Origin of the sequence: Paucibacter sp. TC2R-5, from assembly GCF_025717605.1 — a bacterium.
Lineage (GTDB): Bacteria > Pseudomonadota > Gammaproteobacteria > Burkholderiales > Burkholderiaceae_C > Paucibacter_A > Paucibacter_A albus.
Window position 1 is genome coordinate 117,228 of sequence record NZ_JAJIRQ010000009.1, and the last position, 21,076, is coordinate 138,303.

General features: G+C 60.1%; 18 protein-coding genes and 1 riboswitch. Of the genes, 7 read left to right on the forward strand and 11 right to left on the reverse strand.

Going from position 1 to position 21,076, the window contains the following annotated elements:
- Positions 1-17 precede the first annotated feature (17 nt).
- The 10 genes from ribD to LNV08_RS19770 form a co-directional block, all read right to left on the reverse strand.
- Positions 18-1,160, reverse strand: coding sequence for a bifunctional diaminohydroxyphosphoribosylaminopyrimidine deaminase/5-amino-6-(5-phosphoribosylamino)uracil reductase RibD (gene ribD / locus LNV08_RS19720; protein ID WP_263535444.1), 1,143 nt, complete (start codon positions 1,158-1,160; stop codon positions 18-20).
- A gap of 6 nt (positions 1,161-1,166) precedes the next feature.
- The gene (locus LNV08_RS19725) at positions 1,167-2,180 is read right to left on the reverse strand and encodes a recombination-associated protein RdgC (RefSeq protein ID WP_263535445.1); all 1,014 of its coding nucleotides are present in this window, start codon (positions 2,178-2,180) and stop codon (positions 1,167-1,169) included.
- A gap of 89 nt (positions 2,181-2,269) precedes the next feature.
- Positions 2,270-3,484, reverse strand: a complete 1,215-nt coding sequence (locus LNV08_RS19730) for a hypothetical protein (protein WP_263535446.1) — start codon at positions 3,482-3,484, stop codon at positions 2,270-2,272.
- Positions 3,485-3,515: 31 nt separating this feature from the next.
- Positions 3,516-4,814 carry a PilX N-terminal domain-containing pilus assembly protein gene (locus LNV08_RS19735; protein ID WP_263535447.1) on the reverse strand — a complete coding sequence of 433 codons (1,299 nt, stop codon included), beginning with the start codon at positions 4,812-4,814 and terminating at the stop codon, positions 3,516-3,518.
- Positions 4,811-5,545, reverse strand: a complete 735-nt coding sequence (locus LNV08_RS19740) for a PilW family protein (RefSeq protein WP_263535448.1) — start codon at positions 5,543-5,545, stop codon at positions 4,811-4,813. The genes LNV08_RS19735 and LNV08_RS19740 overlap by 4 nt, the downstream gene beginning before the upstream one ends.
- Positions 5,546-5,650: 105 nt before the next feature.
- Positions 5,651-6,100, reverse strand: coding sequence for a type IV pilin protein (locus tag LNV08_RS19745; RefSeq protein ID WP_318014137.1), 450 nt, complete (start codon positions 6,098-6,100; stop codon positions 5,651-5,653).
- 158 nt (positions 6,101-6,258) lie between these two features.
- Complete coding sequence (locus tag LNV08_RS19755) at positions 6,259-6,804, reverse strand: GspH/FimT family pseudopilin (RefSeq protein ID WP_263535449.1); 546 nt, start codon at positions 6,802-6,804, stop codon at positions 6,259-6,261.
- A 113-nt stretch (positions 6,805-6,917) separates the two neighbouring features.
- Positions 6,918-7,361 (reverse strand): transcriptional regulator NrdR, encoded by a 444-nt coding sequence (nrdR, locus tag LNV08_RS19760; RefSeq protein ID WP_263535450.1) that lies wholly within the window; start codon positions 7,359-7,361, stop codon positions 6,918-6,920.
- 46 nt (positions 7,362-7,407) lie between these two features.
- Entirely contained in the window at positions 7,408-8,655 is a 1,248-nt protein-coding gene (glyA, locus tag LNV08_RS19765; RefSeq protein WP_263535451.1) for a serine hydroxymethyltransferase, read from the reverse strand.
- A gap of 64 nt (positions 8,656-8,719) precedes the next feature.
- Positions 8,720-8,882, reverse strand: a riboswitch (ZMP/ZTP riboswitch).
- A 78-nt stretch (positions 8,883-8,960) separates the two neighbouring features.
- Positions 8,961-9,818 (reverse strand): transglycosylase SLT domain-containing protein, encoded by an 858-nt coding sequence (locus tag LNV08_RS19770; protein WP_263535452.1) that lies wholly within the window; start codon positions 9,816-9,818, stop codon positions 8,961-8,963.
- A 265-nt stretch (positions 9,819-10,083) separates the two neighbouring features.
- Between LNV08_RS19770 and LNV08_RS19775 the strand changes: the two genes are divergently transcribed.
- The 4 genes from LNV08_RS19775 (at position 10,084) to LNV08_RS19790 (ending at position 14,966) form a co-directional block, all read left to right on the forward strand.
- Complete coding sequence (locus tag LNV08_RS19775; protein ID WP_263535453.1) at positions 10,084-11,661, forward strand: UbiD family decarboxylase; 1,578 nt, start codon at positions 10,084-10,086, stop codon at positions 11,659-11,661.
- A 292-nt stretch (positions 11,662-11,953) separates the two neighbouring features.
- Positions 11,954-13,399 (forward strand): exodeoxyribonuclease I, encoded by a 1,446-nt coding sequence (gene sbcB / locus LNV08_RS19780; RefSeq protein ID WP_263535454.1) that lies wholly within the window; start codon positions 11,954-11,956, stop codon positions 13,397-13,399.
- Positions 13,400-13,527: 128 nt separating this feature from the next.
- Positions 13,528-14,472: a GGDEF domain-containing protein gene (locus LNV08_RS19785; protein ID WP_263535455.1), complete on the forward strand. Its 945-nt coding sequence runs from the start codon at positions 13,528-13,530 to the stop codon at positions 14,470-14,472.
- A gap of 194 nt (positions 14,473-14,666) precedes the next feature.
- Positions 14,667-14,966 carry a flagellar basal body rod protein gene (locus tag LNV08_RS19790; RefSeq protein ID WP_263535456.1) on the forward strand — a complete coding sequence of 100 codons (300 nt, stop codon included), beginning with the start codon at positions 14,667-14,669 and terminating at the stop codon, positions 14,964-14,966.
- Between the two features lie 30 nt (positions 14,967-14,996).
- On the opposite strand, the gene LNV08_RS19795 is transcribed toward LNV08_RS19790, so the two are convergent.
- A complete protein-coding gene (locus tag LNV08_RS19795; RefSeq protein WP_263535457.1) occupies positions 14,997-17,051 on the reverse strand; it encodes a sensor histidine kinase in 2,055 nt (684 codons plus the stop codon).
- Between the two features lie 384 nt (positions 17,052-17,435).
- On the opposite strand from LNV08_RS19795, the gene LNV08_RS19800 reads away from it, so the two are divergent.
- Genes LNV08_RS19800 through LNV08_RS19810 form a run of 3 tightly spaced genes read left to right on the forward strand, consistent with a single transcriptional unit; the run spans position 17,436 to position 21,024 of the window.
- On the forward strand, positions 17,436-18,701 hold the full coding sequence (locus LNV08_RS19800) for a 3-methyl-2-oxobutanoate dehydrogenase (2-methylpropanoyl-transferring) subunit alpha (protein WP_263535458.1): 1,266 nt from the start codon (positions 17,436-17,438) through the stop codon (positions 18,699-18,701).
- The gene (locus LNV08_RS19805; RefSeq protein WP_414858772.1) at positions 18,698-19,750 is read left to right on the forward strand and encodes an alpha-ketoacid dehydrogenase subunit beta; all 1,053 of its coding nucleotides are present in this window, start codon (positions 18,698-18,700) and stop codon (positions 19,748-19,750) included. The genes LNV08_RS19800 and LNV08_RS19805 overlap by 4 nt, the downstream gene beginning before the upstream one ends.
- Positions 19,751-19,752: 2 nt before the next feature.
- Complete coding sequence (locus LNV08_RS19810; RefSeq protein WP_263535459.1) at positions 19,753-21,024, forward strand: dihydrolipoamide acetyltransferase family protein; 1,272 nt, start codon at positions 19,753-19,755, stop codon at positions 21,022-21,024.
- Positions 21,025-21,076: the final 52 nt, after the last annotated feature.

Below are 21,076 nucleotides of genomic sequence, written 5' to 3' on the forward strand. Positions count from 1 at the left end.
GCTTTGGCATTGGCGGGCTAATCTCGACGCGGTCTGGCCCGAAGGCGCAGGTCCTCGCCGATCATGCTGCAGTCCAACCAGCGCCAAGACTGCACCTCTTGCAAGGACTCGAAGGGCCCGAGTGCGGCCATCTCCAAGCCTGGCCCCAGCAGCTTGGGCGCCATATAGACCAATAATTCGTCGACCAAACCTTCGCGCAGCAGCGAGCCGTTGAGTTTGTGACCGGCTTCGATATGCAGCTCGTTGACACCGCGTGTGCCGAGGTCGCGCAGCACGCCGGCGAGGTCCACCTTGGCCTTGGCGCCCGCTATCTCAATCAGCGTGGCGCCGCCGGCGCGCAAGGCCTGCGCGTGCGGCGCTTGCGTCTGGGGATCGATCGCGCAATAAATCAAGACCTCGCCGGGCGGGGCCAGCACCTGTGCGTCGACCGGGGTTTCCAGGCGTGAGTCGATGACGACGCGCAGCGGTTGCAAGGCTGTCGGCACCAGGCGAACGTCCAGCCTGGGGTTGTCATCTCGCAAGGTGCCAATGCCGGTCAGGATGGCGCCCGCGCGGCGGCGCCAAGCGTGGCCGTCGCTGCGCGCCGGGCTGCTGGTGATCCATTGGCTGCGCCCGTTCAACAAGGCGGTGCGGCCGTCCATCGAGGCGGCAATCTTCATGCGCACAAAGGGCAGCCCGGTCTGCATGCGGGTGAAGAAACCGATATTCAGTTCTCGGGCCTCATCGGCCAGCAAGCCGACGCTGGTCTGCAGGCCGGCCGCAGCCAAACGAGCCATGCCCTGCCCAGCAACTTGCGGGTTAGGGTCTTCAATGGCCGCCACCACGCGAGCGAGGCCAGCACCGATCAAGGCCTCACAGCAGGGCGGGGTGCGGCCGTGATGTGAACAGGGCTCGAGCGTGACAAAGGCAGTGGCTCCCCGCATGAGCACACCTTGCAAGTCTGCGCCGCGCGCCTGTGCGTCGCGCAGCGCCATCACCTCGGCATGCGCAGCGCCCGCCGCTTGGGTATGACCGCTGCCCAGCAGCCGTCCGTCCGTGGCCACAATCACACAGCCGACGCGCGGATTGGGGTCGCTCAAACCGATCGCCCCTTCGGCCAGCGCCAGCGCGTGGCGCATGGCACTCAAATCATCGGCAAAGTAGATCGGGCTGTCGTGCATGAAAGCTCAGTCCCAGGGTGCCGGTTCGGCATCGGCAAGCGGCTGTTGCGGCTGTTGCGGCGCAGAGTCTTGCGCAGGAACGCTAGGCCTTGCAGGCTGTTCAGCCAGGGCCGCGCCGGCCGCCAAAAAGTCATGCTCACCGCCCAGGCCGTCGATCAACTCGGGGATCAGCTTGCACAGCTCGCCGGTCGCGATCGCTGCATCGGCGTCAAAAGCCTCGTCCTTGTCACCCGATTCTCGGCCCTCGAACACCACATCCAGGAAACTGATTTTCTTGATCTGCAAGGTGTCGGTGAGCATGAAGGACACCCGGTCACGCCAGCTCATGGCCAAACGTGTCGGCGATTTGCCGCCGGTCAGGTGTTGGCGCACCTCTTCAATGTCGAGTGAGTGGCGGGCATAGCGCACCACCGACTTCATCTCGTCCACGCTCTTGAGCTCGCACTCGCGGTCGATCGTGAAGCCTTCCGGCGGCACGCCGTCCATCAGCCATGCCGCCATGCAACTGGCGGGTGCCTCAGCGGTCTGAATCAGATGCAGATTCAGGCCGGGCAACTCCTTGATCAGCAAGGTCACCACTTCTTCGGCCCGGCCGGCGCTGCCGGCGTCGATCATCAACAGGTGCTGTGCAGGTGCAATCCAGACCCGAATGGCGGACTGCTTGGTAAAGGCCATGGGCAGCAGCTCCAGCGTCGCTTGCTCTTTCAGATCCTTGGTCTGCTTTTTGCCAGGTTTGCGGCCGGTTTCGGCTTCGATTCGCTCGGCCATTTCATCGGTGCGGCGTTTCACCACCGAACTGGGCAGCACGCGCTGTTCGATCATCAGCTTGAGCAGCCAGTGGCCGCCAATATCCTCGATCAACGGCGCATGTTCGATGCCACGAGGTGGCGCCCAACCCATCGATTGCTGTTGGGTCGCGCCGGTTTCAACGAAGGTCGTCTTGGCCAGGCTGTCTTCGATTTGTTCGATCGTGGGCTGCCAGTCAAGCCCTACGCGGTACACCATCAAGTTCTTGAACACTGCAGACAATCCTTGTTCACTGAACCCGCTGTCGTCGTCCAGCGGGCAAAGCGTGGATTGTCACTCAGTCGGCGCGAGCTTCCCGCAGATCAGGGTTGATGCAAGACGGTGGCCGTGTTGCTGAAGTAGCCGGCAGCTGGATTGACTGCATGGCCGGCGGGGCAACTCTCGCTCGCCTTGATGACGAGAAAGTTTTGCCGCGTCAAGGCCGTGCTCACATTGACATAGTCCGCCGGATGCTCGGTGTTGGAGATACTGCCGTTGCCGTCATAGTCGGCCGAATAGCGACAAACTCGGCGCTGATTCGGGTCTCCGTCGGCGAGCGGCAAGCCCGAGAGATTGAGGCGCGCCGACCAAACCCGAGGCAGCGAATTGTTGGGGTAGACAGCGCAGTAGTAGCTGATGACGGTGCCTGCGCTTGCTATTACTTCGACACTATCGTCATAGCACTCGTACGAAGGGGTTGAGGTGCTGGGCACGAGGCCTGCATCAAGTGCCTGGGCAGGACTGCCGGGCGCGCTGGAATCGGGCGGGGTGGCGAGCGAGAAGCGCACGAAACCGCTGAGCAAATAGCCAAAGGTATTGTTGCTGCATGCCGCCACATCTTCCTTGCTTAGGCCTGTGGCCAAAGTGCCCATCGCGACCGTGCATTTGCCGATGATGACGCCGCTCAGGTTGTTAAACACCCAGGCGACGGTGTCTTGGCGTGTTGGTACGAATACGCTGCTGCCATTGCCCAAATCATGGGCGCTGACGGGAATGCTTGCTTCCCGCCCGGCCGGGCCTTGTACGGTGAGGGCGGTGGGAGCCAAGGTCAGCGCCGTACTCAAGCCGGGGTCCGCGCGCGAAATAATGCTGTCGATCAGCACAAATTGGGCGCTGTTGGCCCGGTCCAGCCAGTCAACCCGGATTCTGACCGCCGTTTGAGCCGACTGGTCCTCCGCCCAGGGTGTCACGACGCGACTCAGGGAAAAAACAGCATTGCTGTTCGGATCGCCGGCATTGGTGTTGGGTGCCTGTGTCTCTATGTCGGTATAAGCCAGCACCCCTGCTGCCGGATTGGCCGGGTCAGGGTGAGCCAGCAGCGAGTAGGTTCTTAGGCTCTCCATCTCTCTTTGAGCCAGTCGAATTGCCTCGCCGCGTTGCTTGGACAGGTCGGCGCCGCGACGCAGCTTGCCATGCAGCCCGGCCAGCGCCAACATGCCGACTGCCATGATCAGCAGCGCCACCATGGCCTCGATCAAGGCGACGCCACCGTCAAAATGCCTGCTGCTATTGCCGCTGCGACAGTTGCGAATGCACATGCTGCTGCACTTGGACCGGTGCTTAAACATTTCAGTTCCACCAACTCCCCTGAACCCGTACAAAACTGCCAGCACGGTTCTTCAGCTCGTCCATCACGCTTGTCTGGTACCAAATGTCGACGGTGCCGTCGACGGTGAAATCACCGTCCACCAGCATGGCACCTTTCAACAGGGCCGGCTGCCCGGAGGAGTTGGTCCAAATGGTGTTGCCGCGCGCGTAGAACAGGCCAGTCAATTCCAGGCCCGCGTCGATGCGAACGGGACCCTCGGCAATGATGAGCATCGGGCTGGAGGCAGACCCCAAAACAGTGGCGCTCAAGATGTCGAGCGAACCTCTGACCCAGGCGAGCCTTGTGCCTTTGCCGTAGGCTGCGGCCAAAGCCGGCCCGCAGTCTCCCGCGCAAGTGACTTGGCGCATCGCGGGTTGATTCACATAGCGCTTGAGCGACATGCCAAAAAACATCTTGAACATTTGCTCCGGGGTGGCTGAGGCCAAAGCCGGGTCGGCGAATATCAGGCCCTGTTGCACAGGGGTGCCCGGCAAACTGTCAAGGCGAGTTTCCAGCAAATTGGGAACAGCATCGTCACTGGTCAAGAGCAACAGGCCGTTGCTGATTGCTTCGCTGTTGTGCAGCCCTATTCCGTTTGCGCCCAAGTTGATGCTGCCTTTGACGGTTAGGGCAGTGGCGGGCGGTACTTTCAAGGCACTGAGCAGTGCGGCGTCCAGTTGAACGACCGAGCGGGCCAACGCGATATCGCTGGACATGGCGTCAGCGTCGCAGTTTTGCGCGTTGCTGCTGGTGCAGCCTGCGGACTCAATGCGCAGATTGCCGGATCGATTGGCGACGGGTGAGATCAGGCTGACCTTGAAGCTGGGCTGCATATTGCCTGCGCTGGCCGGGGCTGCAGCTGCAGACCAAGTCCCCGTCGGGCAGTTGCAGGCCCAACCCTCTTGTGCTTCAGTGCGGACGCAGTCAGCGACGATTTTCCTGGTTGCAGTGCCGGGCGTGCTCACAATCGCAGCGGGCAGGATATCTCGGCTGGTGGGCGAAATAGTCAGGTAGCGGTCGCGAAATCGATCGGTTGCGGAGTTGCTGGCCAAGCAGGCTTGATCAATTTTGAGCCCATTGAGCATGCCGAGCGTCCATTCCGCACCGGCCTCCGCAGCCTCCAGTGACACCCCGGCACGGTAGTAGCTACTCGCAATGCGTTGCTCGAAAATCATGTTTCGACTGGCGTAGGCCGCCATCATGGCCATGATCAGAAACAGCACCATCACGACGACAAGCGTGGCCGCGCCACGCTCGTCCCGGCACGTTTGCGCCGTCATGGACAGGCTCCGATGAGCTGATCATTGCGAACCCGGCTAGTCACCCTGACGGTTCGCTCCACCCTGCTGTCGTGGAAGGCGTGGCCCGTCAAGCTGATGTCAATGCGGCGAAGGTTTTGCCTTGGGGGGCAAGTCGTGCTGCTGGCTGGACATGCCGTACTGCACAGATCCTCCAAGATGATTTGCTGTTCACTCAGGCCCACGTCAAAGGCGGTGATGACCAAGACATTGACGTCGGTCAAGGGTTGCCATCGGTCTCCGATGCGGAATTTGAGAATGCCGCCGTCTTCGATTTTGAATCCGAATTTCTCGGTGCTTGAACTCATCAAATTGTCTTCAGGGTCGGTAATGGCGACGCTGGTCGACCGGTTCCTGTCCTTGTGGCGGGAATAGCTGTATTCCAGGACCGAACTTCCACTGTCCGTTGCCAAGTTTGTTGCGGCATAGGCGTTCGTTACCGGCGCCGCTGCTGCGCCGGGTGACCACACCCCATTCTGAGGCGCTGCCCATGAGCCAGCGCGGCGCAAATCTCGCAGCATCAGATCGGCAGCGGCCCTGAGGTCTTGCTGCACCTGGGTCTCCAACGTAAGCCGCCTATGCTCCGCGAGCTGATTGGTCATCATCACGCTGGCTCCTGCCACCACAATCATGCCGATGGCAATTCCCACCATCAACTCCACCAGGCTGAAGCCGCAGTTGGCTTGATGGCGAACGCGTTTTAAGTAGGGCATGCCGGGACTCCGCTGAAATTGCCACCTACTGGCCCAGCAAGATGTCGATGATGGCGAGGACGACCAGCACTTCTACATGCGTGACAACCCGCGAGCGATGCAGATTCATTTTGGCCAGCATTTGCTTGAACTGTCTTGGTCGTTGCTGTCTTTGGCCTCGTAGAAGAGGCTACCGCCATCCATGCGAATCGACAGCGTCTTGCAATCACTGTCACTGCTTTGAGGGCTGGCAGAGTCGGGGATTGCCTTGGCGATATAGCCAAAATTGAAACTGACCGGATCACGCACGCCTGCTAGGCTGAGGGTGTAATGCCTGCTCGGCGATTGAGTGCCTAATTTCAGCTCATCATCGCCCAATGAAGAGGCGTAGCTGCCGCGATTGCTGCGCCAACGTTCTTGCGCTTGCGCAATACCCGCCAAAGCGTTGATCGCGTCAGCGCGGCGACCCATGGCAACTTGCTTTTGATATGCGGGCAGGGCGACCAGGGCCAAGATAGCCACAATGACCATCACGATCATCAGTTCGATCAAAGTAAATCCCGTCGCTGCGGACACTGCTTCGCTTCGATCGCGGGTTGCAAAGCAAGTTTTGGATATTGCTATTCCCATGCTGCGATTATGAAAATTTGGTGGGCGGCTGAGGCAGCCTTGCCTCGCCGCTTGTCCCTGGGAAATGGCCTTTGATCGTGTTCCCCTAATTCAAGGGGGAGGGTTCAGCAGCGGGGAAATCGGCGCAATTCAGCGCTGGGCGAGCAAGTCCGGACCCGGCCGGCAATGCTGACCACATGGCGTATGGTTTCGCCGTTTGCGGCGCTGATGTCTATGCTGCCGGTACTGGTCACTGCGCCTTGCCGGGCTTGAAAGCTCATATTGCTGACATTGGCTCGGACGGCTATGTTCTGAGTCGAAGGAATCCACTCGAGCTTCAAAACCTGTTGGCTCGGGGCGCAAACTGATTGGCCGTCGGCCTCGCACTGGCATTGCCCAGGGGAGCCTGTATGCAAGATATAGCAGCTACCGCCAGGATGGCGGCTGAACCGCAGTTGCACGGCATCGGCCCGGCTGACAGCCTGGCTGCGCGCTTCTTGGAGATCGGCCATCATGGTCTGGGCCACCAATTCAAGACGCTGGCGTTGTCTGAGTTGATCCAGCGCGGGCAGCGCCATGGCCATCAAAATGGCTGTGATGGCAACACACACGCAAAGCTCAGTCAAGCTGAAACCGCGGCAAGTGGAGGGCGTGCTGGGCAAGGGGAGCATGGCGGGCCTCATGTGCTCAGTTGAGGTCTGAGCACAATTTAGGCCGCAGTGGCGCGGACTTCTGTCCTACTCGCGGGGGATGGGGTGGCTGCGCATCCCCTATTTGGGGGGGGTCAAATCTCTCGAATCAGTTGCCGGAATTCATCGACATCTTCAAAGCTGCGGTAAACCGACGCAAAGCGCACATAAGCGACCTTGTCAATTCGTTTGAGCTCCCGCATCACAAGTTCACCGAGTCGGGTGGACGGCAACTCACGTGCCCCACTGGTCAAAAGCGTTTCTTCGATCTTGGCCAGTGCAGCATCGATTTGTTCAATGCTCACAGGTCGCTTGCGCAAAGCCAACTGCATCGAAGCGCGCACCTTTTTCGGATCGAAATCGGCGCGCGTGCCGTCTTTCTTCACCACCACAGGCAGAGCGATTTCAGCGCGCTCATAGGTGGTGAAGCGCTTGTCACAGCCCAGACAACGACGCCTGCGGCGTACCACATCGCCCTCGTCCGACTCGCGCGTCTCGGCAACTTGCGTCTCGGTGTGGCTACAGAATGGGCATCGCATGAGCTGTGCGGGCGAGGCTGTTCAGCAGGGGCTTATGAAAGGTCTATCAACGGTAGACAGGGAAGTCGCGCGTGAGCGCGGCAACCTTGGCGCGCACCGCTTCCAGATTCGCCTCGTCGTTGGGATTATCCAGGACATCGGCGATCAAGTTGGCGGTCAAACGAACCTGCTCTTCTTTGAAACCGCGAGTCGTCATGGCCGGCGTCCCCAAGCGAATGCCGCTGGTGACCATGGGTTTTTGCGGGTCATTGGGGATGCCATTCTTGTTACAAGTCATGTGCGCGCGACCCAAGACGGCTTCGGCTTCCTTGCCCGTCATGTTTTTCGGACGCAGGTCAACCAGCATCACATGGCTCTCGGTGCGGCCGGACACAATCCGAAGGCCGCGCTTGATCAATTCTTCGGCCAAAACGACCGCATTTTTCAGCACTTGTTCTTGGTAGGCCTTGAATTCCGGGGTCAGGGCTTCCTTGAAGGCCACGGCCTTGCCGGCAATCACGTGCATCAAGGGGCCACCTTGAATGCCAGGGAAGATGGCGCTATTGATTTGCTTGGCGACATGATCCTTCATCAGGATGATGCCGCCGCGCGGGCCGCGCAGGCTCTTGTGAGTGGTGGAGGTCACCACGTCGGCATGCGGCACCGGGTTCGGGTAGACGCCGGCAGCGATCAAGCCCGCGTAATGCGCCATGTCGACCATGAAGTAGGCGCCGATTTCCTTGGCAATTTTGGCAAAGCGCTCAAAGTCAATGCGCAAGCTGTAGGCCGACGCCCCAGCGATGATCAGCTTAGGCTTGTGCTCGCGTGCGGTGCGCTCCATCGCGTCATAGTCGATCGCTTCGTTGGCGTCCAAGCCGTAGCTGACAACCTTGAACCACTTGCCGCTCATATTCAAAGGCATGCCGTGGGTCAAGTGACCACCTTCAGACAAGCTCATACCCATGATGGTGTCACCGGGCTGCAGCAATGCAAAGAACACGCCTTGATTGGCTTGTGAGCCGGAATTCGGCTGCACATTGGCATTCTCGGCACCAAACAATTGCTTGATCCGGTCGATCGCCAATTGTTCGACCACGTCGACATATTCGCAGCCGCCGTAATAGCGCTTGCCGGGATAGCCTTCGGCGTACTTGTTGGTCAGCTGACTCCCCTGCGCCTGCATGACAGCGGGCGAGGTGTAGTTTTCTGAAGCGATCAGTTCAATATGGTCTTCTTGGCGCTGGTTCTCGTTTTGAACGGCGGCCCACAAATCGGGGTCGACAAGCGCAAGAGTGGAAGTGCTACGGTCAAACATAGGTGGGTGCATTGCTCAAAAAGTGGAGTCCCCGACTTGTCAGCCCTTAAGGGGCTCGGCAAGACAAGGCTGCCCAGGCGAACGGCTGAAAACAGCTTCCGAACTCTAGAAGCTGCCCGCGCTTCCCGGTGGTCAACCACCTTGGGGTGCCCCTGATTGGCCCACTATGCCTAAAAAGCACAGACCCCTGCAGGGCGCAACCTTGATCGCCAGTCGCGCAGAATTTGGAGTGTAGCGCCTGCTGTAAGGCATTCAGCTACATGACATGCTGGCCGCAAGGGCCGGCCAATCAGTCAGAAAACCAATTAGCGTGCCATTGCGACCCGCTCATCGCTGATTCTGGCTTCGATGTCAGGGGGCGAACTCTTTAAGGGCTGGCTTTCGCGTACCGGTTTGTCGATCGGTTTGCGACCCGCCGCTACGGCTTTCATTTGTTCGTGCATGGCCAGTACTCTTTGCGCATAGCCACCATCATCAGGCAAGTTAGCCGCGCCTACATAGTGCTTCAGGCCTTCGTCAACACTGCCGGCTCTCTGAATGCTTTCCTTGAGCACCTGCACGCCAACCCGCAGATTCGTGATCGGATCAAAAGCGGCGAGATTGCCGCCGAAGGCCTTGTATTTGTCGTTGTGCACGCTCGTCAGTACCTGCATCAGGCCTTGCGCACCCACCGAGCTTTGTGCAAAGGGATTGAAGCTGGATTCAATCGCCATGATGGCCAGAATCAAGGTGGGTTCGACCTGCGCACGTTGACCAACTGACCAAGCTTCTTGCACCAAACGGCTGATAGGCTCGGGCGCAACTTTGTACTTGCCGGCCAGCCAATGCGCGATCGCGGCCTGCTGCCTTGGCAGATCCTTGGGATCCGATGCTGTGGCCCGATTGACAGCTTCGGGTTCATTGCTGCCGAACAAGGTGTTGCCTTCGGCCAAGGCGCGCGCTTCTTCGCGGTCATGCAGCCAACCCAAGGCATGGCCCTCCAGGCGCTGCTGCAAGTCAACTTGACTGGCAAAAGTCAAACCAAGGGCAACGACTGCCAAACCCACGAGAGCCAGGGTGTTATGGCTTACTACGAGCAATCCTTGGCCGATGTCGCGAGCGAACAAAGACAAGGCGGCACCGGTATTGCGTGCCAGGGACAAAATTTCTAGACGCGCTGTCATGCGACTCCTTTGTTCTCTACCGCCCACCGCCATGGCGCTGTAGCGCAAAGGCAGGGATGCGGCAGTGATAATGGGCCGGACCCTAAGCAGGCGAATCGATCTAGGTCAATTCGGCTGAACTGGGTTGCCGTCCATTGGCAGCGGGGCGTCTTCGCCCTCCCAAGGCAAAGACACGGGTTTACCCTGGATTAGCAGGACGAGCGGATTCTAAGGTTCAAAGATAACCCGTCAAGCTTATAAACCGTCTTTTAAATTACTATTAGTTATGAAGTACCGTGATCTACGTGAATTCATTCACGGTTTAGAAGCTATGGGCCAGTTGCGGCGAATTGCTGAGCCAGTGTCTCCAATTTTGGAAATGACGGCCTTAAGCGACCGCGTTTTGCGCGCGGGCGGCCCGGCGCTGCTGTTCGAAAATCCCGTCGGACATCAGAGCGTCGTGCTGACCAACCTATTTGGTACGACCGAGCGTGTGGCGCTTGGCATGGGGGCACGAAGCCTGCAGGATTTGCGCGATGTGGGGCATGTGTTGGCCAGTCTTAAAGAGCCTGAGCCGCCAAAAGGCATCAAGGATGCAGGCCGACTTTTGCATATGCTGAAGTCCTTGTGGGATATGAAACCCAGCGTGGTGCGCAAGGCCGCTTGCCAGCAAGAAACATTCGAAGGGCCGGACGTCGACTTGACGGCCTTGCCAATCCAGACTTGCTGGCCTGGCGACATTGGGCCACTGATCACCTGGGGCCTGGTGGTCACCCGTGGACCCCAGAACGTCGCACAGCCGCGCGCGCGACAGAACTTAGGGATTTACCGCCAGCAAGTCATCGCTCGCAATCAGGTGATCATGCGCTGGTTGGCTCACCGTGGTGGGGCTTTGGATTTTCGAGACTTCGCGCTGGCCAATCCTGGTCAGCCATTTCCATTGGTGGTCGCGCTCGGTGCTGATCCTGCGACGATTCTGGGGGCGGTCACACCAGTGCCCGACTCATTGTCCGAGTATCAATTCGCTGGCTTGTTGCGAGGATCGCGGACCGAGTTGGTGGACAGCGGTGTGGGTCAAAACGGGCGCATGTTGCAAGTGCCCGCCAGTGCAGAGATTGTCTTGGAAGGCTGCATACCGGCTGCGCCTGCCGGCTACACCGGTCTCAGTGAAGACGGCGTTCGCCTGAAAGAGAAGGGGGGCTACCTGCACGCACTTGAGGGACCGTTTGGCGACCATACCGGTTATTACAACGAGCAAGATTGGTTTCCGGTCTTTGAAGTACGGCGCTTAACGCAGCGCAGCCAGCCGATTTACCACTCGACCTACACCGGCAAGCCACCGGACGAGCCCGCTATTTTGGGTGTGGCCTTGAATGAGGTGTTCGTGCCGATTTTGCAAAAACAATTCAGCGAGATCGTCGATTTCTATTTGCCGCCCGAGGGTTGCAGCTATCGCATGGCCGTCATCTCGATCAAGAAAGCCTATCCCGGCCATGCCAAACGGCTGATGTTTGGTTTATGGAGCTATTTGCGCCAGTTCATGTACACCAAGTTCATTGTCGTGGTCGATGACGACATCAACATTCGTGACTGGAAGGAAGTGGTTTGGGCGATCACGACTCGAATGGATCCGGTCCGTGACACGACATTGGTCGACGGCACGCCAATCGACTACCTCGACTTTGCCTCGCCTGTGAGCGGTCTGGGCGGGAAAATGGGGCTAGACGCAACCAATAAGTGGCCAGGCGAAACCACTCGCGAATGGGGGCTACCGATCACCATGACGGCCGAGGTGCAACGAAAGTCCGATGACTTGTTTGAACAATTGTTTGGAGCATCCGGGTCGTCTGCATCCAGGCCTTGAAAATCTGGAGGGTATCCCCTAAAGTTGAAATGCCTGTTTAAGGCACAACCTCTGGCGCAATCATTGCGCGCCAGGAGCCCTTCGGCAAATTGCCTTAGAGCCCCAAAGGTGGCGTCAGCCACTCACCCTCCGCCGCCCTCGGGCTCCGGAGGGTTTCTCTTTTTGGCAGTTTGTTTATTTGCTTTACCCCATCGGCGCGATACAACGGCCGATTTGCCGGATTTTGCAATCGACCTATATGGGCTGAGTTACCGCGGCCCGGGCAATCAGCCAATGCGTTAATCTGCCGGCCATGAACGAGCACACCTTTTTTTGGCATGACTACGAAACTTTCGGCCGAGTTCCGCGGCGCGACCGACCGGCCCAGTTCGCTGGTCTGCGCACCGATGCCGATCTGAACGAAATTGGCGAGCCCCTGATGCTGTACTGCCAGCCGGCGCCTGACTTTTTGCCTGACCCGGAGGCATGTCTGTTGACAGGCATCTTGCCGCAGACTTGCCTCGAAAAAGGTGTGCTTGAGTACCAATTTGCCGATGCGATCGAGGCGGCATTGGCCGAGCCTGGCACCGTCGGTGTTGGCTATAACTCAATCCGTTTTGATGATGAAGTGACGCGCCATTTGTTTTGGCGCAATTTGATTGACCCCTATGCTCGCGAATGGCAAAACGAGTGTGGCCGCTGGGATATTCTGGATGTCGTGCGTTGCGCCTATGCCTTGCGACCCCAGGGCATTGAGTGGCCCAAGCACGAAGACGGGCGGCCTTCTTTCAAGCTGGAGCACCTGACCGTCGCCAATGGCCTCGCGCACGAGGCTGCGCATGATGCGCTCAGCGATGTGCGCGCCACCATCGCGCTGGCCAGATTGTTGAAGACTGTGCAGCCCAAGCTGTTCGAGTTTTGTCTTCGCTTGCGCAAGAAGGACGCCGTATGGGCTGAAATTGGTGTGGGTCGACCGTTCCTGCACGTCTCCGGCATGTACGGCCCGGAGCGCGGCTGCATCGCCATGGTTTGGCCTCTTGCACCGCATCCGACCAATAAAAATGAGTTGATCGTCTGGGATCTAGCCGTCAATCCTGCCGAGCTATTGACGCTGAGCGCGGGAGATATTCGCGCTCGCTTGTTCGTGAAGCAAGAAGATTTGGCGGAAGGCCTGACGCGCCTGCCGATCAAGACCATTCACATCAACAAGTCGCCGATCGTGATTGCCAATCTGAAGACGCTGTCACCCGATCTCGCCGCCCGCTGGGGCTTGGATATGGCGCAGGGCTTGGCCCATGCGCAACTGTTGATGGACAAGAATGGGCGGGCGCTGGACGGTCTATGGGGTGAGGTGTTCAAGCGCGAGAAAGCGCCCAGCCTGCCCGATGTTGATGAAGACCTTTACGGTGGCTTCATTGGTCCGGACGACCGGCGTGCCCTGACGCGTCTGCGTAGCCTCACACCAGAGCAACTGACGCAGCGCGCGGAGGAGGGCAAGCTGAGTTTTAGCGATTCGAGGCTGGACGAGTTGGTGTTCCGGTTCAGAGCGCGCAATTGGCCGGCCAGCTTAAGCCCAGCCGAACAAGAACGATGGACCGCACATTGCGCGGGCCGACTCCATGAGGGGCAGGGTGGTGCGCAGACCCTGTCAGCGCATTTTGAGCAGATCGATCAGCTGAGCGAGACTGCCGATGAGCGTGGACAGGAAATCCTTGGCGCGCTTTATGACTACGCAGAGCAGATAGCGCCCTTGGTGTAGAGGAAATCCCCCCGTGTCGGATCAAAAGAGATTGAATCGCGGGCTTGTTCCGGGTTTTCTGCGTGGCCTAAATGCCTTACACCTGCGATAGTCGAGATTCGGTGAAGCCACCGTCATAGGAGTTGCAGATGCAAGAAGCAAATTCAGGGGAAGGTGCCCAAGGCGCGCAGGACGTAGGCGCCGCGCGTATGCGGGCCTTGTTGGTGCGGGCGCCCATGGCCATTGGTTTCGTCAAGGACGGAACCTTTGCCGTGGTCAGCGAGCATTTCAATCACCTGTTCGGTCACGGCGATGACACAGATTTGACGGGCCAGCCTACCCGCAGCGTTTACGTCTCGGAGGCAGCGCTGAGTTCCGTACAGGAGCGCATGGCGGCGGCTTTTGTCAGCGGCAAGCCCTTGGATGATGAGTTTGAGTATGTGCGGCGCGACGGCAGCCGTTTTTGGGGTCGCCTGCAGGCCACCCCGGTGCACTGGGATGTGCCGGCGGGTGAGGCGCTGTGGTTGCTGGACGATGTCACGGCAGCGCGGGCCTTGCGCATGCAGCCGACCTGGACTGCCAAACATGACGCTTTGACCGAGTTGGCGAATCGGCGCGAGTTTGAGCGTCGCTTGGCCGAGCATGTTGGCAGCCGGCGGCATGAGCCGGTTTCGGTGCTTTGGGTCGATGTAGATCATTTTTCCGAGGTCATCGCTGGCATGGGCGTGGAGGTGGGCGACCATTTCCTTTATGGCCTGGGTCAGTTGCTGATTACCAAGGTGCGAGCCTCCGACTTGGTTGCGCGGCTGGAGAACGATTGCTTTGCGGTGCTGCTGCCCAATTGCGACCAGCATTACGCCGAAATCGTGGCCGAGAAAATGCGCTCGGGTATTGCCGGCTTCCGCCTGCGCTGGGGTTTGCACCGCACGCGCGTCAAGGCCTGTGTCGGCGTGGTGCAACTGCAAGCAACGCTGGAAACCGTTGATGCAGTGATCGGCGCGGCCGTATTGGCCTGCACCGAGGCCAAGGCGGCCGGCGGCGACAGCGTGCGGGTCTTTATTTCGGCCGGCGGCTATGAGGAGTTGGCGGGCTAGCTTAAAACTCTTGCCCGCTGATCAGCCCACCCATTTCGCGGTGGGCTTTTTTTCGACAGAGCGCTATTGGGCGGTGAATTGAACATGGCGTGAAGAACTGACGGGAAATATCCCTTCTTTTCTAAAGTTCTGGCGCAGCCTGCCGATGATGTCCTCAGAATCCAGGCATTCACCAAGCAGTACGGAGTTTCGCCATGTCCATCGGTCTGTCCACCGCCCTGTCCGGCATCTCCGTGGCTAACGAGCGCTTGCGCGCGTCCGCCAACAATATCGCTAACACTCAGACCACGGATTTCCGCCGCCAGCAGGTGGAAGCGCAAACTTTGGAATCCGGCGGCGTCAAGGGTCAGCTGCGCCAAGTCAACTCGGTCGGCAATGCGATGGAAGCCGATTTGATGACCCAAAAATCAGCCACCTATGCCTTTGTGGCGAATCTCAGGGTCTTGCAAACTCAGCTGGAAGCATCGGGCACGATGCTGGATATCCACGCCTGAAGACCCCAACGCTGAGGCGTTCAAAGCCGCTCAGCGCAAAGGCAGGGTCAGTTCAACCTGCGTTCCAAGGCCAAGTTGGCTCTGCACGGCAATCTGTCCGTGCAGCATTTCTTCCACCAACATGCGCACGACACTCAGGCCCAGGCCGGCACCTGAACGACCCAACTGGCCGCTGTAAAAGGGGTCAAATATGCGCGGCAAAGCCTCGGCCGAAATGCCGCAACCGTTGTCCCTCAGGCGCAGCACCAGGCTGTCTTGCTGAACCTGCAAGCTCACCTTGAGTTGCGGGTCATCTGCCTGCTTGAGGCCATGCTCAATGGCGTTATCCAGCAGTTCCTTCAGCACGTCGCCCAGCGCATGCATGGGGCCGTGCATGGGCAGTTGGGTTGGCATGTCGAACTTACAGCAGACGCCGGCAGCGTCCAAGCGTGCTTGTTGCTGGGCCAAGGTGTTGCGCATGAGCGAGCAAACATCAAAGTCTTGAGCGGATTCTTGCGCGCTGTCGCTGGAGAGAGCTTTCAGACGTTGCACCAGCGCGGTGGCGCTTTCCAGCGAGCGGTCCACGAGCGAGGAGCATTGCTGCAAGGAACTGGCGGTCTCAGTCAGCGCTTGGCGGCGAACCTGACCTTCGTTGAGCCATAACTCTAACTCGATGGCGCGGTCATGAATCACCGATGCGCCCATCCGAGCATTGCCCAGCGGCGTGTTCAGCTCATGCGCCATGCCCACCACCATACGGCCCAGTGCAAGCTGCTTTTCTTGCTGCGCCAATGCCCGCGAGGCCTGCTCCAGCTCATGCGTGCGGGCCGCCACGCGAGCTTCCAATTCTTCATTGGCCTGTTGCAAGGCCGCCTCGGCCGCTCGCCGGATGCTGGCCTCGGTTTGCAAGCGAGCCAAGGTCTGGCTCAGTTCGGCATTGCGTGCAGCCAAAGACTGTTCAAGCCGATTGCCTTGCCGGGTCAACTGTTCGTTCTCGATGCGGCTGTGCTGCAGAGCCACCACGTCTTGCACCGCAGTCGACAGGGTGGCTGAAATGGCGCGCATTCGTTGGCGATAGACATCCAGCAGGCTGTGGCTGGCTTGCACAGCGGCGCCAGCGTCGCCGGCCGCCTGGCCGTGACGGGCAATTGACCGCAAAGCATACTCACGCACGAACTTGGTCGCTCCGCCTTGGTTTCTGAGTTCCATTTCAAAGGCTAGCACTTGCTGCCAAGCGACGGCGCTGCCTCGTTCGCGCCACTCGATCAATCGTCGCGACAGCTCAATGCCCAAGCCTGCGCCCGCGAATTGCTCACGCATTTCCTGGACAGCGGGGTCATTTAAGGCATCCAGATGGAGCCGCGCCTGAGCGGTGTCGCCGACCAGGCTCTCGACGAAGGACAGATTGAGGTGGCTGGCCAAGGCACTGGTCGCGAGTCCATGTTCCACGGCCACGCTCAGCGCATCTTCATGCATGGCTTTGCAGCTCAGCCAAAGCGGCGCTCCGGCCGGCGCCATCTGTTCGTCGGCCAAGACAAAGCAGGCCGTGGCCGCACTGACCAGCAAACGATGAACACTCAGCGGCGTCATATGGCTGCGCCTGGGCAATATCTGCTCCGCCAGGCTCAGCAGGTCTTCGAACATCTCGCCCAAGGTCAGCACCGTGGCACGGGAATTCTGAATGGCGTCGGCTAACTCGGCTTCCCCTTCACCCTGCGTCAACTCATAGGCTCGGCTGAGCTGGGTCAAAGCGCCATGGTGCATGCGCATGCGAGCTTGCAGCAAGGCCAGGGTGTGCAGCGCCGCTGCTTCGATCAGCGGCTCGTTGGGTAGCGCGGCGGCAGCTCTCGCCAACTCCAACGCTTGTTCTAACAAAGCGCTGTCGGCTGCCCCGATGTCGGCGCGCAAACGCATCAGCAAGATCAGGACCTGCGCAAAGAGTGCGTTGGCCGGCGTCGCCTCACCCTCGGCAGTGTCCTGCTCGAAATGTGCCAGCGCCGCGCTGGCTGCCTTTAACTCCATGCGAGTCAATTGCAGCTGGATGGCCAATAGCTCGGCGCGCTGCTGCTTATCGGTTTCAAGCGTGTCTTGCGAGCTGTGCTCCATAGTTCATTGGCCCTTTGTGACCGACTCCCCTCGCTAAGCCATTGTTGCGGATTTTCTCGCTTGCTCGCCCAGCGAGCGCGCGAATTCCCCCGATTCAGGGGGCTATTTCTTCAGAGTAAGGCCGGCATTGTGCATTTCTACCCGCCTCGGTCGTGAGCAATGGTTCGCAAGGTCGTGGCGCCGCTGCGGCGAGGCCCCAAGGGTTTTTCCGAGGGCTGTTTTGGCCGGCTTGATCAAATCAGGCCCGGCGATCCGCTACGCTACGGCTGAGCCGCCGGTGACCCTGGCGCATCTGCCGTGCGAGGGGCTGTGCAGCACCGCTGAGCCTGCTTGTTACGATTTTGTATTGCTTGGGCGCGAGATCCGCGCAGGAGTGAGATACGCATGAAGACCGAAGCCCCGATTGCTGGCGAATGCCTGCGCTTGCACGTGCCGGAGCCGACCGGCCGGCCCGGCTGCCACACGGATTTTTCCTATTTGCATCTGTCGCCAGCCGGCGCAGTGCGTAAACCGGCCATTGACGTCGCCGCTGTTGACACCGCGGATTTAGCCTACAGCCTCATCCGCGTGCTGGATGAGCGCGGCTTGGCGACGGGCCCGTGGGCGCCGCAGCTGAGCCCGGAGCAACTGCGCCGAGGCCTGCGCACGATGCTGAAAACGCGCGTGTTTGATGGGCGCATGTTGATCGCTCAGCGACAGAAAAAGCTCTCGTTCTATATGCAGAGCCTGGGCGAGGAGGCGATCGGCAGTGCGCATGCGATGGCGCTCGGCGACGGCGATATGTGCTTCCCGACCTATCGTCAGCAAAGCCTGCTGATGGCGCGCGACGACGTGCCCTTGGTCGAGATGATTTGTCAGTTGCTCTCGAACTCGCGCGACCCGCTGAAGGGGCGGCAGTTGCCCGTGATGTATTCGATCAAGCAGGCCGGTTTTTTCAGCATCAGCGGCAACCTGGCGACCCAGTTCATCCAGGCCGTCGGCTGGGCAATGGCCTCTGCCATCAAGGGCGACACCCGCATCGCCTCGGGCTGGATCGGCGACGGCGCCACCGCAGAGGCCGACTTTCACACCGCCTTGACCTTCGCCCATGTCTACCGCGCGCCGGTGATCCTCAACGTGGTCAACAACCAATGGGCGATCTCGACCTTCCAGGCGATTGCAGGCGGCGAGGGCACGACTTTTGCCGCCCGCGGTTCCGGTTGCGGCATCGCGTCGCTGCGGGTGGACGGCAATGACTTCCTGGCCGTGTACGCAGTCTCTAAATGGGCGGCCGAGCGGGCCCGGCGCAATCTGGGTCCGACGCTGATCGAATGGGTGACCTACCGAGCCGGGCCGCATTCGACTTCGGATGACCCGAGCAAATACCGGCCCGCCGACGAGTGGCAACGCTTCCCCTTGGGCGATCCGATCGAGCGCCTGAAAGCGCATCTGATCGCCTTGGGCGAATGGTCGGACGCGCAGCATGAAGCCGCGCAAAAAGAGTTGGAGGCCGAAATCATCAAGGCCCAGAAAGAAGCTGAAGCCTTCGGCACCCTGGCCGATGGTCATATTCCGAGCATTGCCTCGATGTTCGAGGATGTTTACAAGGAAATGCCGGCGCATCTGCAGCAGCAGATGGCAGAGGCGCGCCGCTTTGGAGGCCGGGAATGATGGAACAAGAGAAGCGGCAAGAGAACGAGCAAAGAAGCGTCCCCATGACCATGATCCAGGCGCTGCGCTCGGCCATGGATGTGATGCTGGCGCGCGATCCCGATGTGGTGATTTTTGGCCAGGACGTCGGCTACTTTGGCGGCGTCTTTCGCTGCACCGATGGGCTGCAAAAGAAATACGGCGATCAGCGTGTGTTTGACGCGCCGATATCTGAAGGCGGCATCGTCGGTGTGGCTGTCGGCATGGGCGCTTACGGGCTGCGGCCAGTGGCCGAGATTCAGTTCGCGGACTATTTCTACCCGGCCTCGGATCAGATCGTTTCCGAGGCGGCGCGCTTGCGGTACCGCTCCGCCGGCGACTTCACCGCGCCGCTGACCCTGCGTATGCCTTGCGGCGGCGGCATTTACGGCGGCCAGACACACAGCCAAAGCCCCGAAGCCTTGTTCACTCATGTCTGCGGCCTGCGCACGCTGATGCCGACCAACCCCTATGACGCCAAGGGCTTGTTGATCGCCGCCATCGAGTGCGACGACCCGGTGATATTCCTGGAGCCCAAGCGCCTGTATAACGGCCCATTTGATGGGCATCACGACCGCCCGTCCACGCCGTGGTCCAGTCATCCGCTGGGTTTGGTACCTGAGGGTTATTACAGCCTGCCACTGGATCAAGCGACGATCTTCAGGCCGGGCCGCGACCTGACGGTGATTACCTACGGCACCATGGTCTACGTGGCCGAAGCGGCGGCCAAGGAGACCGGTATTGACGCGGAAATCATCGATCTGCGCAGCATCTGGCCGCTCGACCTGGCGGCAATCGTCAACTCGGTCAAGAAGACCGGCCGCTGCGTGGTGCTGCATGAGGCCACCCGCACCAGCGGCTTCGGCGCCGAGTTGGTGGCGCTGGTGCAAGAACATTGTTTTTATCACCTGGAAGCGCCGATCGAGCGCGTCACCGGTTGGGATACACCCTATCCGCATGCCCAGGAATGGGACTATTTCCCGGGCCCGGCCCGCGTAGCTGCAGCGCTGCAACGCGCGATGGAGAAGTGAACATGGCAGTCCATACGATCAAGATGCCGGATATTGGCGAAGGCATTGTCGAAGTAGAAGTGGTGGCCTGGCGGATCAAGGTCGGCGACAACATTGCCGAGGATCAAATCCTCGCGGATGTGATGACCGACAAGGCCACGGTGGAGATCCCGTCGCCGGTGCATGGCCGAGTACTGGCGCTGGGTGGTGAGGCCGGTGAGGTCATGCGCGTGGGCTCGGACTTGGTCAGGATTGAGGTGAGCGGGGAGGGGGCTGGTGAAGCTGCCGCCTCAAGCTCAGCTCCCGCTCCAGCCCCAGCCAAGCAAGCAGCGGCAGCTTCACCAGCAGCGCCTATGCGTCAGGCTGCAGTGGCCGAGCCGCCGGCAGCGGCAGCGCATAGTCCGCAAGATATCAGCTTGAACGACAAGCCGATTGCCTCCCCCTCGGTGCGCCGCCGGGCCTGGGAGTTAGGCCTTGATCTGGCCCAGGTGCGGCCCAGTGGTTCCGGCGGGCGCATCATGCATGCCGATCTGGAGGGCTGTGCGCCGCAGCCCCAAGTATTGGCCGGCCCGGTCGCCGTGCAGGTCAAGCGCTTGGCTGCCGATGAGGTGATCAAGATCACCGGCCTGCGCCGCAAGATTGCCCAGAAGATGCAGGAGTCGAAACGTCGGATTCCGCATTTCAGCTATGTCGAGGAAGTCGACGTCACCGAGTTGGAGGCCTTGCGCGAGCAGATCAATGCGCGCTGGGCTGCGGCGCGAGGCAAGCTGACTTTGCTGCCGCTGCTGGTGCGAGCGATCACGCGGGCGGTCGCCGAATTCCCGCAGGTCAACGCGCGCCTCGATGATGAAGCCGGTGTGCTGACGCGTTACTCGGCCGTGCATCTGGGCGTGGCGGCGCAGACCGATGCCGGCCTGATGGTGCCGGTCTTGCGCGACGCTCAAACTCTCAACCTCTGGACGGCGGCGGCGGAAATCAAGCGTTTGGCGGAAGTCGCTCGCAGCGGGCGCGCCACCCGCGATGAATTGAGCGGCTCGACCCTGACCTTGACCAGCCTGGGCGCTTTGGGCGGCATCGTCACCACACCGGTGATCAACCATCCCGAGGTTGCCATCGTCGGCGTCAACAAGATCGTGGAGCGCCCGATGATGCGGGGCGGCTTGGTGGTCGGTCGTTTGATGATGAATTTGTCATCGTCGTTTGATCACCGGGTGGTTGACGGCATGATCGCGGCCCAGTTCATTCAAGCAATCCGGGCACAACTTGAGAGCCCGGCAATGTTATTCATTGACTGAGCGCTAAACGCTTGCTCGGTGTTGGCGGCGTTTGAATGCGGCTTGGAGAGGC